The organism is Rossellomorea sp. LjRoot5 (genome assembly GCF_964253455.1).
In the GTDB taxonomy this organism is placed as follows: Bacteria; Bacillota; Bacilli; order Bacillales; family Bacillaceae_B; genus Rossellomorea.
The window spans coordinates 1,957,588-1,971,066 of sequence record NZ_CAXUQN020000001.1 but is presented as its reverse complement, the minus strand read 5'-3'; the positions used below and the strand labels follow the sequence as shown (position 1 = coordinate 1,971,066).

Genomic DNA, 13,479 nt, shown 5'->3' with positions numbered 1-13,479 from the left:
TTTCACCTAGTTTCTCTATAATGGTTCCATTCTCCATCTTATCATGTCCAGTGCTATATGTAAGCAGGAGAAACTTCACAAAATGAAAAACTGCCTATAAACCCGACTCGGGAGTGTAAGCAGTTTTTCATATTGCCTCTATAAATTATTCTTGAATGGCCGCTTCTAAAGCCACTTCGATCATTTCATTGAAAGTCGTTTGACGCTCTTCTGAAGAGGTTTCTTCCCCCGTCAGGATATGGTCGCTTACAGTCAGAACCGAAAGTGCATTTCGACCATATTTAGCTGCCAATGTATAAAGGGCGGACGTTTCCATTTCAATGGCAAGAATACCATATTGAGCCCACTTTTCATGCTCCGCATTGTCATTATAAAACATGTCAGCAGTGAATACGTTTCCTACCTTCAGATTAAGTCCTTTTTCTACTCCTGCATCATATGCACGTTTTAATAGATCGAAGTTCGCTGTTGGAGAATAATCGATCCCATTGAACGTTAATTTATTCATTTGAGAATCAGTGGATGATGTCATTGCCAGGATGACGTCACGTACTTTCACGTCCTTTTGAATGGCACCACATGTACCGACACGAATCAGGTTCTGAACGTTATAACTTTGCATCAATTCATTAATATAAATTGAAATCGACGGGACACCCATTCCAGTTCCCTGCACCGAAATTCTTTTTCCTTTATACGTTCCTGTGTATCCAAACATATTACGGACTTCGTTGTAGCACGTTACATCTTCTAAGAACGTTTCTGCAATGTATTTTGCTCTAAGTGGATCCCCAGGTAAAAGAACTGTTTCTGCAATTTCGTTTTCTTTCGCATTAATATGTATACTCACTAACTATTCCTCCTATCAAGACTGTTGAAAGACCATTGTAATCCTTTTTTTGGACATATGCAACGCTAGGAAATGGAAGGATAAAATGCTGTTTGCGAGGTCAAAATAAAGGCAGAAGGAGTGATTAACCATGGCTAAAGAACAAATGAGCAAAAAACTGAAGCAAGCAGTACAACATGCAAATGAGACCAACCCTTCTACCCGGTCGGGGACACAACCAACCTCTTCAAGAACCGAAAAACTTAAATCATAACAAAGGGGGACACACGGATGGGAAAAAAACACCGAAATAGAATCAATGCCCCTAAGAAAAATAATCATATCCCAAAAGAAGCATTAGATGCCGAGCATAATGCACACGGGAAAGAGAATACAGGTCGAAATAGAAAGAATGGTCCTGGACATAACATGTAAGGACTTATAAAAAAGGAAAGAATCCGGCCACTGAGGCAGATCCTTTCCTTTTTTCGAACTTACCTTTATCTAATGAATGACGATCCGGTTCACCCTCTTCCAGCCATTTGGCTGGAGACGATAATAGTGGTGGCCCCTCCGTCCTTCATCAATGAAGACGATGTCACGTGTAGCAATATATCTGCCTTGATAATCCTTTGGAACCAAGTCTGGTACATTAAACGTCCTGAATGTCTGATACAGGGCTTCTTCATGATTATTTGCTTCTACCGAGATACGATAAACCTCCTCGTACCCTTTGTCCTCCCCATAATTAGGGGTTTGGAAAATGGTCACGTCATAGGTCGATCTCAAAAGCTTAGGACGAATGATTTTTTCAAGTAAAGGCATGAGCACCCCTCCGTCATTATGTTGTACTCATACAATTACACAAACAGCGTGTCGAATCCTTCTCAGATTCATAGGAATCTTTGTCGAATGGATTATTTACGCAAATTTGTCGATGGCTTGTTGAAGTTTCGATGCTAAATGGGGAATATCGGACGAGCCTATGGTCACCCTGACCATGGATTCATCCATTTCGAGAGCTTCCGCCAGGAATCCCCCCAGCCCCCTCGCCCGTCTGTCCACTTCCAGAAGCAATTCTACCTGGTCTTCCGATTGATTCAGGAACATCACTTCAAGTTCATCCAATTTACGTTGATATGGTCCATTCACCGGTACAAACTCAAACTCCTGAATGAAAGGATATCTCCCTCTGTAGCGTCTGGGCGCCTCTTCACATTCCACTGTGCGAATTCTGAAGCCGAGCTCCTGTACAGAAGTCAAGATGGCATTCGTCAAGTGATTCGGCACGATTTCAATATAGTCTTTGTCTTTTGGATCTACTGCATTTTTGATATCCACACCCGTAGCTACCCACACCCTGGTGTTCCCATATGTGATCGGAGTTTCAAAGGGGAGGGTGAAGGTAAATGGAAATTCTTTTTTTTCATTTTCCAAAACGGTGAATGGATTGGATATTTGCACCTTTTGAATTGGGGCGTAATCTGTATATTTCTTGTCATCCGATTCCCGAATATATGTAGTGAAAAGGGTTAAATAGATGGCATCGATACTCTGCTCCGTGCTTCCCCCCGTAATTTCCACCACCCCGTTTACCGTCTCCCCTGCAACGTAGCTCGATTTCTCCAATTTAGTATCCACTGTGGCTGCTCCAATACCGATTGAAGCAAATACTTTGTTAAAAAATGACATATGAAAATTCCTCCTCGTTTATTGTATGTGTAATATATGAATCACCTTTATTAAATCCCCGATCAACTCCGAGGCATCATGATATTCTTCGTCGATTTGCAGAAGTTTTCTCAGAATGGCTTTCGTATCATGATGAATAGGAAGCTCCTCTTCCCAACCTTTATCCCTATTACTCCCTGGCTCATAAGAAGAATAAAATAAAAATAATAGAAAATGACCAATTGCGTAATAATCACTTTTCTTCGATTTATCCCTCATATAATCTTTATGAGCTTCCAGGATAGTTGAATCTGTCCCTATTTCACACGCAAGACCAAAATCGATGATATGAATGGCACCATCATCAAAAAGAATATTAGGAATCCTTAAATCCCGGTGTACATACCCATTTTGATGAATGAAGTTCACTAATGTTATTACCTGCAAACCTACTCTTAAAGATTCTTCCTCTGAATACTTTTTTCCTTCTTGAAAAATCAATTCCTCAAAAGTACGACCACTCATTTTTTTCATGACAAGATAGGAAATCCCCTTATAATCGCCAGCCATGATGAATGCAGGGAAGTGGGGGTGAGTTAAAGTTTCCAGTGCATCCCTTTCATTCCGGACATATTGGACGTGATTGGAAAATAACTTCTTGTAAGGGCGTATTCGTTTCAAAATGGCTTCGTCTCCATTAGGGAGCAAGACACAATAAGTCGTACCATAGCTTCCTTTCCCAACTAAACGGATGATTTGGTATTCGTCGACCCTATCTCCCGGTTTCCAGGTATGTTCAAATGCATCGACGAGTCTGCGAAACAGAACATGAATCATCTATACTCCCTTGCCCCTTCAACTGCTAAAGAAACTGGAGAAAAAACTTTTGCTCTTATTCTTTTTATAGTGATGGTGTCCGAAATGTTTATGCTTCGGTGATTTATATTTTTTCCAGGCGTCACTGGAGCTGTAGTGGTGACGCTTTGAGCCTAATAAACTCTTAATGATCTTCTTTAACATAAATAAACCTCCCAAATAGTGATTCTCCTTCATTTGTATTTATATATACGATTCACTGCAAAGATTAGTTTCACACAAAAAATTATTTCATCTTTTTTTGAGAGGTGTGATTACTTGGGTTATTCACCGTTTCAAATTTTTTCAAACCTATTCAAACCCGGGAAACGAAAGAATATATCCCCCCTTCTCGATGTTCAGGCGGTTTGCAGGCTTTACGACGAAATGAAGCAGGAACCGGTACCCGATGTCTATTTTCCTGAAGATCAAGCTTTGTTCAGGGAAATTTCCATCAAAGTAAAAAAAGGGAATGTCAATAACCTGACAAGAACTTCTTCCTATCTCGATTTATTCAAAAAACACCCTGAACTTCACTGGTCTTTTCTCGCCCACATGGTATCGAGAAATGCCGGTTATCATATGACAGATATCCAGAACGATCTGCTCTCACATGTAATGAGTGCCAACGAACAACAATCTCTATTCGAGTTTCTGGAACGATGTAATGCAGCTATCTTTGACGATGCTTACCCCCAACTATTACTTTATGAAAACTGGAAATTAACCGGCCGCCGCCCCTTTCACCTCCTCAAAAAGTTCCACGTTTCGGTATTCATGTGGAAGATATGGGCAGATTATCTCAAGACGGGGAATCACCCTGTGTTGACGACCGCACTCATTATGAATGAGCAGCACCTGATTCAAAACAAAATATTATCCAGTCCCAATCTTAATATGGGAATTGACAAGTGGAAGTTTTTCCTACAGGACCGTCTGGAATTCACTTCCATACTATTTCCTTATGGCAAGCACTCCACATACTCCCTGGCCGGACTTTCCGTTTCTCACTTTGAGAAAGTGGATCGCAGAATTCAATTAGGTAAGAAGTTATATAGGGTATTATTCCATCCGATTATTTTCCCGACTGCATTATCTTTCTCCCTTCACTATCCACATACGGGATCCAGGGAGGATTATTGGCCCCATATTTACTCGAGGGTGAAGAAAAGAAAGCATCTATTCAGCCCTGCACTAGGAGCTGTCTGGGAAAATATCCATTATGACGATCCTTCGTCGACAGATTGGTTTAAAGAGCAACCGATTGAGGTGATGTCGCCCCTTTTGACGATGACGATCCCTCATCATTTCTCTATGACCCGGAAATGGAAAGCAAGAACGACTATTCTTCTGAAACTAAAGAGGGATTGACTCAAAATAATGTGCCCCCCTTCCTTCATGAAAGAAGGTATGAGCGACACATCAGAGTCAATCCCCGTTATATGAATGGTCGTTGGCATACTAAGTGAAATCCATATCCATGGGTGAAAAGAGTTTAAGCCTCATCTTCCCATTCTTCATCAATGATACATTTGGCAATCAGATACTCGAATGTGATATCCGCTATTTCTTCCAGCTCATCTTCTGATGCTGCATACCCTCTTTGGATCAGTTCTTTCATAAAGAAATCAGCAATTTCCTCAGTGTCGATAAAGACTTCTATCTCCCGCATGTGATCGCCCCCTTTGATTCTCAATTTATGACAATACTATCTCGGTTATGCCAGGAGAAAAAAGTTTTCATAACACTTTAAAGACAAGCATAGACTTTATCATCAAAGGTAGAGGAGCGATAGTATGTTACATACATTTACCCAAAAAACGAAATCAATGGTAAGAGACCTGGAGAATGGAGAAGGGATCATTGTTTCAGGCATGCAATGGATCCTTCGTGTCATACTATTATCTTTCCTTGGCATAAGCGTTCCCATTTTTCTTTATATTATGTGGCTTATTCCTTCTCTTTAACGATAGACTGTGTGTTTGTATGATTTTTCAACTGCTCTAACACATAATCCATTTTGTTCTTGTATTTACTATCATTGAATAATAGGTACAGTGTTTTGTAGTCATTGTAATGATCAAGGAGCTGATCAATCCAGGTCGGCTTCGGGTAAGCAGGTGAATGGAGCGATTTTGATTTACCTTCTTTTTTTTGCGGGAAGACGAACCCATATTTCTTTATGAAAGCTTCTGCCTGCTCTTCATCGGCAACCAGGGTAATTTCATCTTCGTCTGCCTCCAGCCATTCACCGTCCGTGATCCTCATTAATTCATATATCACGTCTTCCCACGCATCATCTTTATATCGCCATATTTCCGTTCTGAAACCCACCACTTTAAAGAGATCCTCTTCGTATCCCTTTACAATGACAAGGTCTCCAAACAAAAATTTGTATTCAATATCGATCTGTTCCTGTTCAAAAATATATCCATCATAAGAATCAAGCAGTTCTAATGCTTTTTCCTTGAATAATCCTTCACTTTCGTTAACCTCATATAAAAACTCTCCGTCAATCTTTTTAATGTCGGTGATTTTCCCGACGGTACCATAGATTGTGACGACTACCGTTTCTCCAACTCTGAATCTAGGCTCTTTTCGTTTCTTCATTCTCCCCTCACCCTTAATCGCCTTTTTTATATGATATGCAATAACAATCATATCGGTATACACGAAATCCCTGACTATCTTTTTTTAGGGTAAGAAATGTTTTCATGCGATGGCTAAAAACGAATCAAAAAGACCGCGGGACTTTTTAAAAAAGGACCGACGTTTGCGGGAAACAAATGTCAGTCCATTGGCTAGGGTGTATCATTAATTTTTTTCTTCTAATTGGTACTGGTCCCAGGCCATGTCGAAGATGGACATACTTTCAAGATAGTGCCCATTCATTTCGAGATAGGAGCTGATTTCATGGTATTGCCCGGACTGTTTCGGAAAGCTGTGATCATCATAAGCTGAATTTGCAAATCGGGTTATTTCATCCTTGGCAGTAGGTTGCCTGTATTTCATTAAGTAATGATAAAAGGATTTTCTCATCTCTTCCACCTGCCCTTGTGCTTTCTTTTCTAAAAGGATAGCGGAAGAAGATGAATTCGTAAAGTGTTTGCTTCAAATAAGAACATATCGTGGACTCCACCTGCTAAAATCGAAAATAATTCTTCTTTAGTAAGCGGGGAAGTGCCATTAAGTCTTTATAAGGAATCACTTTATCAATTAACCTCGTATCGATCAGCATCAATTGGTCTTCAATCTCATTGATGATGGATTCTTCCTGGTAGTCCATCCCGCAATGACTGCAAGAGAGGCTCGGGACATTCGCAATCTGAACCGCCCGTGAGCCATCAGGCAGCTCCCAATACACACTTGATTGATGAGCATGAGCCGTGTTCTCTTCACACCATTCGCACACCTTTGCCGTATTTTTAGCCATTGATGGTTTCTTCCTTATCATCATTTTTGTCCTGATTCATTTTTGAAAGCATTGCTTTATGCTTCTTTTCCTTAAGCTGATCCCTTTTCCCCCTGAAGTCCTTGAGAGAATTGTGATCCGGGTTCTCCTGATATTCCTTGCGACGCTCCAAGCGCTTGAGACCAGCTGGTGTGAGGGAAGAATGGGTTTGATTCATCAATCCGGCGATACCAATGGTAGGTTCTTTGATTTCTTCATCATGATAAACTTCTTTAAAGTATTCATCTGCCCTTCCGGCTACGTATTCCTCCGGTTCCGGATAAGTGGAGATGACACCTTCGAAATTCCTTACGACCACTTTCGAAGCGCTTTGGGATATCAGGTAATTCGGTTGCAGGGATATTTTACCTCCGCCTCCAGGAGCATCCAGCACAAAGGTCGGGACGGCATAACCGGATGTGTGCCCCCTCAAACCTTCAATGATTTCAAGCCCCTTGCTGACAGGTGCCCTGAAATGGCCGATCCCTTCCGATAAATCACATTGATAAATATAGTACGGACGCACGCGAATTTTAACCAGATCGTGCATAAGCTTCTTCATGATCGGGACGCTGTCATTGATGCCTGCCAGGATCACAGCTTGATTTCCTACAGGAACCCCTGCATTCACAAGCATCTCACATGCCTTCTTGGACTCTTCCGTGATTTCAATGGATGTATTGAAATGAGTATTTAACCAAACCGGATGGTATTTCTTCAATATATTACACAGGTTTTCAGTGATCCGTTGTGGAAACACGACAGGTGCCCTCGTTCCAATCCGGATGATCTCGACATGCGGTATGTCTCTCAGGTTCTTTAATATATACTCGAGTATTTGATCATTGATCAAGAGACCATCCCCGCCAGAAAGCAGTACGTCCCTTACGCTCGGCGTATCCCTTATATATTCAATGGCCGCATCAAGCTGCTTCTTCGGAACACCCATTCCGATTTGTCCCGAAAACCTCCTTCTCGTACAGTATCTGCAGTACATGGAACACTGATTGGTTACGAGAAATAACACCCTGTCCGGATAACGGTGTGTCAACCCGGGGACCGGTGAATCCTCATCTTCATGTAATGGGTCTTCCAGGTCATACTTTGTTTTATGGATTTCCTGGCCAATCGGAACGGATTGCATCCGGATCGGGCAGCGGGGATCTTCCTCATTCATGAGCCATGCATAGTAAGGAGTAATATTTAACGGAATGGTCTTGGTTGAAATTTTGACCCCTTCTTCTTCCTCCGGCGTCAAGTTCACCACTTTCTTCAAGTCATCAAGGGTTCTGATTGTGTTTGTCAGCTGCCATAACCAGTTATTCCATTGTTCATCCGTCACATCTTTCCAAAGTTCAATATCCTTCCAATCCCTTTTTGGTTTATAGAGATTCATTTTCATCTACTCCACCAACTTTCCAAAAAGTTTCGTTCCACAAGACTCTTGTACTGCCAATATGACTTCTTCTACCTCTCACTTAAATCCTTTTCCCAAATGTTCATATCTTCCATTTTGTCAAAGATGATGCAATTATTCGCCAGTCTCCCACCATACCTGTATCCAAGCTGATGGAATGCTGCATTCATCCCGAATGAAAGAGCCCTTGCTATCGTATAAGCACAATAAATATTCTGTTTAATCAGTTCATCTTCCAATTTCCTTAGCAGATGCTTCATATACCCGCCTTTACGATGAGAAGAACTCGTAGCACAATCCGTTAGTTCAGCATTCTTGTTGGAAAAAGATATTTCAGCAGAAGCAGCACTGATTATCCTTCCATCCTCCTCGATGTACACAAAGATTGTCCCATTTTTCATGGATTCTTTTATATAATCGGGATCTTGTAATGGTACAGGATAAAGCGTGAACACTTCTTGATACAGATCTGCTAATTTCTCTGCATGCCCCCCGGTGGCTACAGATATCAATCCTGATCCTTCCATGGTTTTTCTATCAAGCTGTTGAACCGCTTGAAGAATGTCATCCTCTTTTCTCCAATAAGAACTATTCCTTCTATCATCCGTCAGAAATTTACTCATAAAGAAGGCCCTGTCTCCCCTAAAGTAACCGTTTACTCCCCCCTCCACAATAAACCCCTTTTCTATCAGGTGGGCAACCTGATTTGACTTTGCCTTCACAATGATCTTTTCGAACCGATGGGTCTCAGCCATATTTTCCATGTACTCCAATAGCCTTCCTGCATTCCCCCTGAATTCATCCACCCGGAGTCTCCGATTATAGTCATCTTTATAAATGGCCGCTTCCACTTTTGGTTGTTGTATATATTCATATGTCTGCATTCTTTTAAGCCCCTTTTTAACAAACATATGAGGGCATGAGATAAGTTATGAAACAAACCACCATAAAAAGGGAACAACCTCATACTTGAATCAAGTGAGTTGTTCCTGTCTAAGGTGAGGAAAGAGATGGTGTGTAAACTCATTCTTTTGTACCGGAATGTCCGGATCATTACCAGTCCTCTCTCGTCGCATGGGTTTTGCACCTTATTACCTTCTACCCCATTGTGATAAAAATCATGAGGGTTTATTACACCAATCAACCATAAAGAGAGAAAAAATTTCAGCCGATTGGTAAACCCTTTCTAATTCAATGTATTCATTTGCATCATGGGCCACTTCAGTCGTTCCCGGTCCAAAAATCACCACAGGCATATTGCCTCCTTGAGACAGGATTCCCCCATCCGTTCCCCAAGGGGAGGCTTCGATGATTGGATCAGACTTCATGACCTTTTTAGCATGCTTTGACAGGGTGTTTACTAGTTCATGGTCACTTGGAAGATTGCCAGGCTGCCAGCGCCCGCCAAACCATTCCACCTCAACAGGGTGTTCATCAAACCATGCATCGATTGACTTCAGCTTGGAAATTTCGGTTGTGAATTCCTGTTCGACTTCCTGGAGTGTCTCCCAAGGTCCGACTCCTATCCTACCTTCAATGATGGCTGTATCCGGAACGGAAGATGGCCATTTTCCACTTTCGATTCTTCCGATATTAACTGGTAATGGAATCGGAATATTTCCATATAATGGATCATCCACCCTCTCGTTACGTGCATTCTCCAATTGTTGGAGAGCTTGAACGACCTTATACGCTTTCTCTATAGCGTTTACCCCTTCATACCTGGTTCCCCCATGTGCAGATTTCCCCTTTACCTTTAGACGGAACCACATGGACCCTTGCTGTTTAGGGAAGATCTTCATATTGGTCGGCTCAGGAATAATGACAGCATCCGCTTTATAGCCTCTAATTAATGCGGCTAAGGTTCCCGTCCCCCCGCTTTCCTCTTCTATGACACTTTGAAAAATGACATCCCCTTTTAATTGAATATTCAACTCCTTTATCACTTCGATGGCGAGAAGCAAAGCAACCGAACCGCCCTTCATATCCGTTGCTCCCCGCCCGTAAAGTTTCCCGTCATTGATGAATCCACTATATGGATCATGGACCCAATCTTTTCGATCCCCTTCCGGTACAACATCAATATGTCCATTTAATAGAAGGCTTTTCCCCCCGCCTGTGCCCTTTAAGACCCCTACCACATTGGGGTTACCTTTAAAGTTTTTCCGGTCACACTTGTAAAAAGGATGATGCTTTATATCACTCTCGTTTATTTCCCAAATGTCCAGCTCCAAACCAAGCTTTCTGCACTTTTCTATCATGATCGCCTGTGCCATTGATTCGTTTCCCCTGACACTATCCTCTTGGACCAATCTTTGCAGAAGCTTGATCGTTCTTTTCTTTTTTTCTTCTATTACTTTTTTTATGAGGCGATGAGTGTCCATATGATTTCCTCCCCCTACCCTATAAACTTGATATCAGGGCTTAAGATGTAACGGGCTTCTGTCGTCTCCTCTATGTCCTTCAATGTGTAAGGATTGAATATCTCACGCAGGATTAATTGATCATCTTCAAGTGAGAATACTGCACGGTCAGTGATAATCATCGAAACACAGCGGCGCGCCGTCAATGGAAGGGTACATTCCCTCACGATTTTGCTGCCGCCGTTCTTGTCTAAGTGGGTCATGAGTACAATGACTTTCTTTGCTTTGGAGGCAAGTTCGGTTGCTCCTCCCATCCCCGGAACCTTTTTGCCCGGGATGATCCAATTGGCAAGATCCCCATTTTCACTGACCTGCAGGGATCCAAGTATCGTTAAATCGATTTTGCCCCGGCGGATCATGGCGAAAGCGATGGAGCTATCTGTATAACATCCCCCCTCAATCAACGAAACCGGGAACCCTCCTGCATTACACAAATTTTCATCTTCATGGCCTTCAACTGGTGCAGGACCGATGCCAATGATTCCATTTTCAGATTGAAATATGACCGGAAATCCTTGAGGTAGATGATTTGGAACGAGGGAGGGAATCCCGATCCCGAGATTCACAATCATATTTTCTTTCACCTCAAGCGCTGCACGTTTTGCCATCTTTTCCTTCAATTCGTTTCCCAGGCCCATTTCCAATCGACTCCTTTAGACAAGACGATATGATCCACAAATACCCCTGAAGTGACAATTTCTTCAGGATGCAGCTCTCCGTAAGCAACCACTTCCTCCGTCTCGACGATCGTAATATCCGAGGCCATTGCGATAAGGGGATTCGTATTTCTTGCGCTTTTGTCATAGACAAGGTTCCCGAAAGTATCGGCTTTCTTCGCATAAACGATACCCACTTCAGCAACCAATGCCGTCTCGAATACAAAGCGTTCACCCTCTACTTCAACGAAAGTCTTCCCTTTGTTCAAATATGGGTCATCCACCCCTATGTCGCTAATGATCCCTTTTAATCCCACTCCCCCTGCCCTGATTCTTTCAGCTAAGATACCCTGTGGAGAAAATTCAACTTCAAGCTTCCCTTCGCTCATTAACCTTCCTGCAATCGGATTAGAGCCTATGTGTGAAGCAATCACTTTTTTCACTCGATTTTGAGCAACCAATTGACCGATGCCGATGTGGGGGAAGCCTGTGTCGTTTCCGATGATGGTAAGATCTTTCACCCCCCACTCCAGAAGATGGCTTATCATGGTAGGCGGGGAGCCAACCCCTCCAAACCCTCCAAACATCATCGTCATTTCATCATGAAAAAAGGGCAGGATTTCTTCATAAAGCCTCATTTTATTGTGATGTGCAGACATCTAAGTCACCTTCCAATTCTCTGCTGCCATTTGAAAAGTTCTTCTCAACCTTTTAACCATCTCCTCAAGCTCTCTTTTCGTACTGTTCAATGGTGGTGCCACCATGATGGCAGAGCCCTTCCTGCCATCAATCCCGGCTGAAGCAGGGTATAATAAAATTCCGTTATCCACTCCATTCTGAACGATGAAAGACGTAAATCCCGCACCCCGCTCATCAAATTCAATCCCCCACATGAGGCCCCTTCCCCTGATGTCGTGAATAAAAGAAAATTCAGTTCTGCATTTTTCCAGGAGATTCTTTAAATAGGTCCCTTTCTGATCGACTCCTTCAATGATCTTTTCTGAATCTATCAGCTTAAGAACGGCCAATGCAGCAGTCGCTGACATGGGATTCCCACTAAAGGTATGGCCGCTCATGATCACTTTACTTCCATGTACGATCGGTTCCATGATCTTCTCTGAAATGAGGGTTGCAGCAATCGGGGCATATCCGGCACTCAGACCTTTACCGACTGCTACTATATCTGCCTTTACTCCCCAGTGTTCTAGCGCTAAGAAGGTTCCCGTCCTCCCGCATCCGGTCATCACCTCGTCGGAAATGAACAAGATGTCATGGGCTCCACAGATTTCCTTAATCCGTTCATAATATCCCTTTGGAGGGGTGATTGCCCCCCCTGCCGCTCCAATGATCGGTTCTGCTATAAACGCTGCTATATTTTCAGCCCCTATTCTCGTTACCATGGTATCCAGTTGGGACGCACATGCCAACCCGCATGAAGGGTAAGTCTTACCAAATGGACAGTGAGCACAATAAGGCGGTTCGATGGTTGGCCAGTCCCCCAAAAACGAATCAAACCGTTCCCTTCTTGTTGGATGCCCTGAAGCAGATAAGGCCCCAAAAGTGATTCCATGATAACTGAGCCAACGTGATAATATCTTCCTCTTCAGCGGCTTCCCTTTCTCCTGCCAATGTTGAATGGCGATCTTAATGGCTGTTTCCACTGCCTCTGATCCACTATTTACAAAGAAGGTCCAGGGATAACCTGTTTTCTCATTCAAAAAGGAGGCTAACTCCTCTGCCGGCTGATTGCTGAACTGAGATCGATACACAAACGCCACTTTGTTTCCTTGATTCACGATTGATTGAAGAATTTCTTCCATACCATGTCCCAAATTTGCCGTCACCGCTCCAGAACAGGCATCTACATATTCCTTGCCGTCGGTGTCATACAAAAAAACACCCTTTCCATAATCAATCGTTGGATATTGCTCCCCAATCATCGGTTTTATTAAATGCGAATGAGGCATTGTTCCCCCTCCTGAAAGAATCAGATTCATACTCTCTTTCGATTCGCTCATCTGGATGCTTTTCAAGATTTCCCATACATTATTCATATGTCTGAAAAGCCGAATCTTTCATTTTTTATTAAAAAATCATCTTATCTTTGGATTTCCGCTGGAATCAGGCAACGATAGAAAGAGAGTTTACTATTTATTCATGATTGAAATATACTAAAA

Annotated in this window: 18 protein-coding genes; 4 read left to right on the top strand and 14 right to left on the bottom strand. The window is 42.5% G+C overall.

Annotated features, from left to right (window positions below; genetic code table 11):
- Positions 1–145: 145 nt before the first annotated feature.
- Positions 146–850: a purine-nucleoside phosphorylase gene (deoD, locus tag ACSQ2E_RS10145; protein WP_034758629.1), complete on the bottom strand. Its 705-nt coding sequence runs from the start codon at positions 848–850 to the stop codon at positions 146–148.
- Positions 851–980: 130 nt separating this feature from the next.
- On the opposite strand from deoD, the gene ACSQ2E_RS10140 reads away from it, so the two are divergent.
- Together ACSQ2E_RS10140 and ACSQ2E_RS10135 are read left to right on the top strand one after the other, a co-directional pair.
- Positions 981–1,103 carry a hypothetical protein gene (locus ACSQ2E_RS10140; RefSeq protein WP_261750612.1) on the top strand — a complete coding sequence of 41 codons (123 nt, stop codon included), beginning with the start codon at positions 981–983 and terminating at the stop codon, positions 1,101–1,103.
- Positions 1,104–1,120: 17 nt separating this feature from the next.
- Positions 1,121–1,264 carry a hypothetical protein gene (locus tag ACSQ2E_RS10135; protein ID WP_435990411.1) on the top strand — a complete coding sequence of 48 codons (144 nt, stop codon included), beginning with the start codon at positions 1,121–1,123 and terminating at the stop codon, positions 1,262–1,264.
- Between the two features lie 69 nt (positions 1,265–1,333).
- On the opposite strand, the gene ACSQ2E_RS10130 is transcribed toward ACSQ2E_RS10135, so the two are convergent.
- The 3 genes from ACSQ2E_RS10130 to ACSQ2E_RS10120 form a co-directional block, all read right to left on the bottom strand.
- The gene (locus ACSQ2E_RS10130) at positions 1,334–1,654 is read right to left on the bottom strand and encodes a YodL domain-containing protein (protein WP_435990410.1); all 321 of its coding nucleotides are present in this window, start codon (positions 1,652–1,654) and stop codon (positions 1,334–1,336) included.
- Between the two features lie 96 nt (positions 1,655–1,750).
- Positions 1,751–2,521 carry a sporulation protein gene (locus ACSQ2E_RS10125; protein WP_435990409.1) on the bottom strand — a complete coding sequence of 257 codons (771 nt, stop codon included), beginning with the start codon at positions 2,519–2,521 and terminating at the stop codon, positions 1,751–1,753.
- An 18-nt stretch (positions 2,522–2,539) separates the two neighbouring features.
- Positions 2,540–3,337: a serine/threonine protein kinase gene (locus ACSQ2E_RS10120; protein WP_435990408.1), complete on the bottom strand. Its 798-nt coding sequence runs from the start codon at positions 3,335–3,337 to the stop codon at positions 2,540–2,542.
- Positions 3,338–3,634: 297 nt separating this feature from the next.
- Between ACSQ2E_RS10120 and ACSQ2E_RS10115 the strand changes: the two genes are divergently transcribed.
- Positions 3,635–4,726, top strand: a complete 1,092-nt coding sequence (locus ACSQ2E_RS10115; protein ID WP_435990407.1) for a DUF2515 family protein — start codon at positions 3,635–3,637, stop codon at positions 4,724–4,726.
- 124 nt (positions 4,727–4,850) lie between these two features.
- Here the strand turns inward: ACSQ2E_RS10115 and ACSQ2E_RS10110 are convergent, their stop codons facing one another.
- A complete protein-coding gene (locus ACSQ2E_RS10110; protein WP_435990406.1) occupies positions 4,851–5,027 on the bottom strand; it encodes a YozD family protein in 177 nt (58 codons plus the stop codon).
- A gap of 124 nt (positions 5,028–5,151) precedes the next feature.
- Between ACSQ2E_RS10110 and ACSQ2E_RS10105 the strand changes: the two genes are divergently transcribed.
- Positions 5,152–5,322, top strand: a complete 171-nt coding sequence (locus ACSQ2E_RS10105; protein ID WP_435990405.1) for a hypothetical protein — start codon at positions 5,152–5,154, stop codon at positions 5,320–5,322.
- Here ACSQ2E_RS10105 and ACSQ2E_RS10100 read toward each other — a convergent pair.
- From ACSQ2E_RS10100 to ACSQ2E_RS10060, 9 genes are all read right to left on the bottom strand, one after another.
- Positions 5,306–5,965: a hypothetical protein gene (locus ACSQ2E_RS10100; protein WP_258261539.1), complete on the bottom strand. Its 660-nt coding sequence runs from the start codon at positions 5,963–5,965 to the stop codon at positions 5,306–5,308. The genes ACSQ2E_RS10105 and ACSQ2E_RS10100 overlap by 17 nt on opposite strands.
- Positions 5,966–6,169: 204 nt before the next feature.
- Complete coding sequence (locus ACSQ2E_RS10095; RefSeq protein WP_435990404.1) at positions 6,170–6,394, bottom strand: YozE family protein; 225 nt, start codon at positions 6,392–6,394, stop codon at positions 6,170–6,172.
- Positions 6,395–6,497: 103 nt separating this feature from the next.
- Positions 6,498–6,788: a YokU family protein gene (locus tag ACSQ2E_RS10090; RefSeq protein WP_435990403.1), complete on the bottom strand. Its 291-nt coding sequence runs from the start codon at positions 6,786–6,788 to the stop codon at positions 6,498–6,500.
- Positions 6,781–8,208 carry a lysine 2,3-aminomutase gene (gene ablA, locus ACSQ2E_RS10085; RefSeq protein ID WP_435990402.1) on the bottom strand — a complete coding sequence of 476 codons (1,428 nt, stop codon included), beginning with the start codon at positions 8,206–8,208 and terminating at the stop codon, positions 6,781–6,783. The genes ACSQ2E_RS10090 and ablA overlap by 8 nt, the downstream gene beginning before the upstream one ends.
- Before the next feature lie 65 nt (positions 8,209–8,273).
- Positions 8,274–9,107 carry a putative beta-lysine N-acetyltransferase gene (gene ablB, locus ACSQ2E_RS10080; protein WP_435990401.1) on the bottom strand — a complete coding sequence of 278 codons (834 nt, stop codon included), beginning with the start codon at positions 9,105–9,107 and terminating at the stop codon, positions 8,274–8,276.
- A gap of 234 nt (positions 9,108–9,341) precedes the next feature.
- The gene (locus ACSQ2E_RS10075) at positions 9,342–10,607 is read right to left on the bottom strand and encodes a peptidase (RefSeq protein WP_435990400.1); all 1,266 of its coding nucleotides are present in this window, start codon (positions 10,605–10,607) and stop codon (positions 9,342–9,344) included.
- Positions 10,608–10,621: 14 nt separating this feature from the next.
- The gene (locus ACSQ2E_RS10070) at positions 10,622–11,284 is read right to left on the bottom strand and encodes a 3-oxoacid CoA-transferase subunit B (RefSeq protein WP_435990399.1); all 663 of its coding nucleotides are present in this window, start codon (positions 11,282–11,284) and stop codon (positions 10,622–10,624) included.
- Positions 11,263–11,961, bottom strand: a complete 699-nt coding sequence (locus ACSQ2E_RS10065) for a 3-oxoacid CoA-transferase subunit A (RefSeq protein WP_435990398.1) — start codon at positions 11,959–11,961, stop codon at positions 11,263–11,265. Before ACSQ2E_RS10065 ends, ACSQ2E_RS10070 begins: the two co-directional genes overlap by 22 nt.
- Positions 11,962–13,269: an aspartate aminotransferase family protein gene (locus ACSQ2E_RS10060; RefSeq protein WP_435990397.1), complete on the bottom strand. Its 1,308-nt coding sequence runs from the start codon at positions 13,267–13,269 to the stop codon at positions 11,962–11,964. It lies immediately after the preceding gene.
- Positions 13,270–13,479: the final 210 nt, after the last annotated feature.

Bases quoted from the DNA above. Each gene is read 5' to 3' on its own strand.
- ACSQ2E_RS10140 (WP_261750612.1), top strand. From the start codon at position 981: ATGGCTAAAGAACAAATGAGCAAAAAACTGAAGCAAGCAGTACAACAT.
- ACSQ2E_RS10135 (WP_435990411.1), top strand. From the start codon at position 1,121: ATGGGAAAAAAACACCGAAATAGAATCAATGCCCCTAAGAAAAATAAT.
- ACSQ2E_RS10130 (WP_435990410.1), bottom strand. From the start codon at position 1,654: ATGCCTTTACTTGAAAAAATCATTCGTCCTAAGCTTTTGAGATCGACC.
- ACSQ2E_RS10125 (WP_435990409.1), bottom strand. From the start codon at position 2,521: ATGTCATTTTTTAACAAAGTATTTGCTTCAATCGGTATTGGAGCAGCC.
- ACSQ2E_RS10120 (WP_435990408.1), bottom strand. From the start codon at position 3,337: ATGATTCATGTTCTGTTTCGCAGACTCGTCGATGCATTTGAACATACC.
- ACSQ2E_RS10110 (WP_435990406.1), bottom strand. From the start codon at position 5,027: ATGCGGGAGATAGAAGTCTTTATCGACACTGAGGAAATTGCTGATTTC.
- ACSQ2E_RS10105 (WP_435990405.1), top strand. From the start codon at position 5,152: ATGTTACATACATTTACCCAAAAAACGAAATCAATGGTAAGAGACCTG.
- ACSQ2E_RS10100 (WP_258261539.1), bottom strand. From the start codon at position 5,965: ATGAAGAAACGAAAAGAGCCTAGATTCAGAGTTGGAGAAACGGTAGTC.
- ACSQ2E_RS10095 (WP_435990404.1), bottom strand. From the start codon at position 6,394: ATGAGAAAATCCTTTTATCATTACTTAATGAAATACAGGCAACCTACT.
- ACSQ2E_RS10090 (WP_435990403.1), bottom strand. From the start codon at position 6,788: ATGGCTAAAAATACGGCAAAGGTGTGCGAATGGTGTGAAGAGAACACG.
- ablA (WP_435990402.1), bottom strand. From the start codon at position 8,208: ATGAAAATGAATCTCTATAAACCAAAAAGGGATTGGAAGGATATTGAA.
- ablB (WP_435990401.1), bottom strand. From the start codon at position 9,107: ATGCAGACATATGAATATATACAACAACCAAAAGTGGAAGCGGCCATT.
- ACSQ2E_RS10075 (WP_435990400.1), bottom strand. From the start codon at position 10,607: ATGGACACTCATCGCCTCATAAAAAAAGTAATAGAAGAAAAAAAGAAA.
- ACSQ2E_RS10070 (WP_435990399.1), bottom strand. From the start codon at position 11,284: ATGGGCCTGGGAAACGAATTGAAGGAAAAGATGGCAAAACGTGCAGCG.
- ACSQ2E_RS10065 (WP_435990398.1), bottom strand. From the start codon at position 11,961: ATGTCTGCACATCACAATAAAATGAGGCTTTATGAAGAAATCCTGCCC.
- ACSQ2E_RS10060 (WP_435990397.1), bottom strand. From the start codon at position 13,269: ATGCCTCATTCGCATTTAATAAAACCGATGATTGGGGAGCAATATCCA.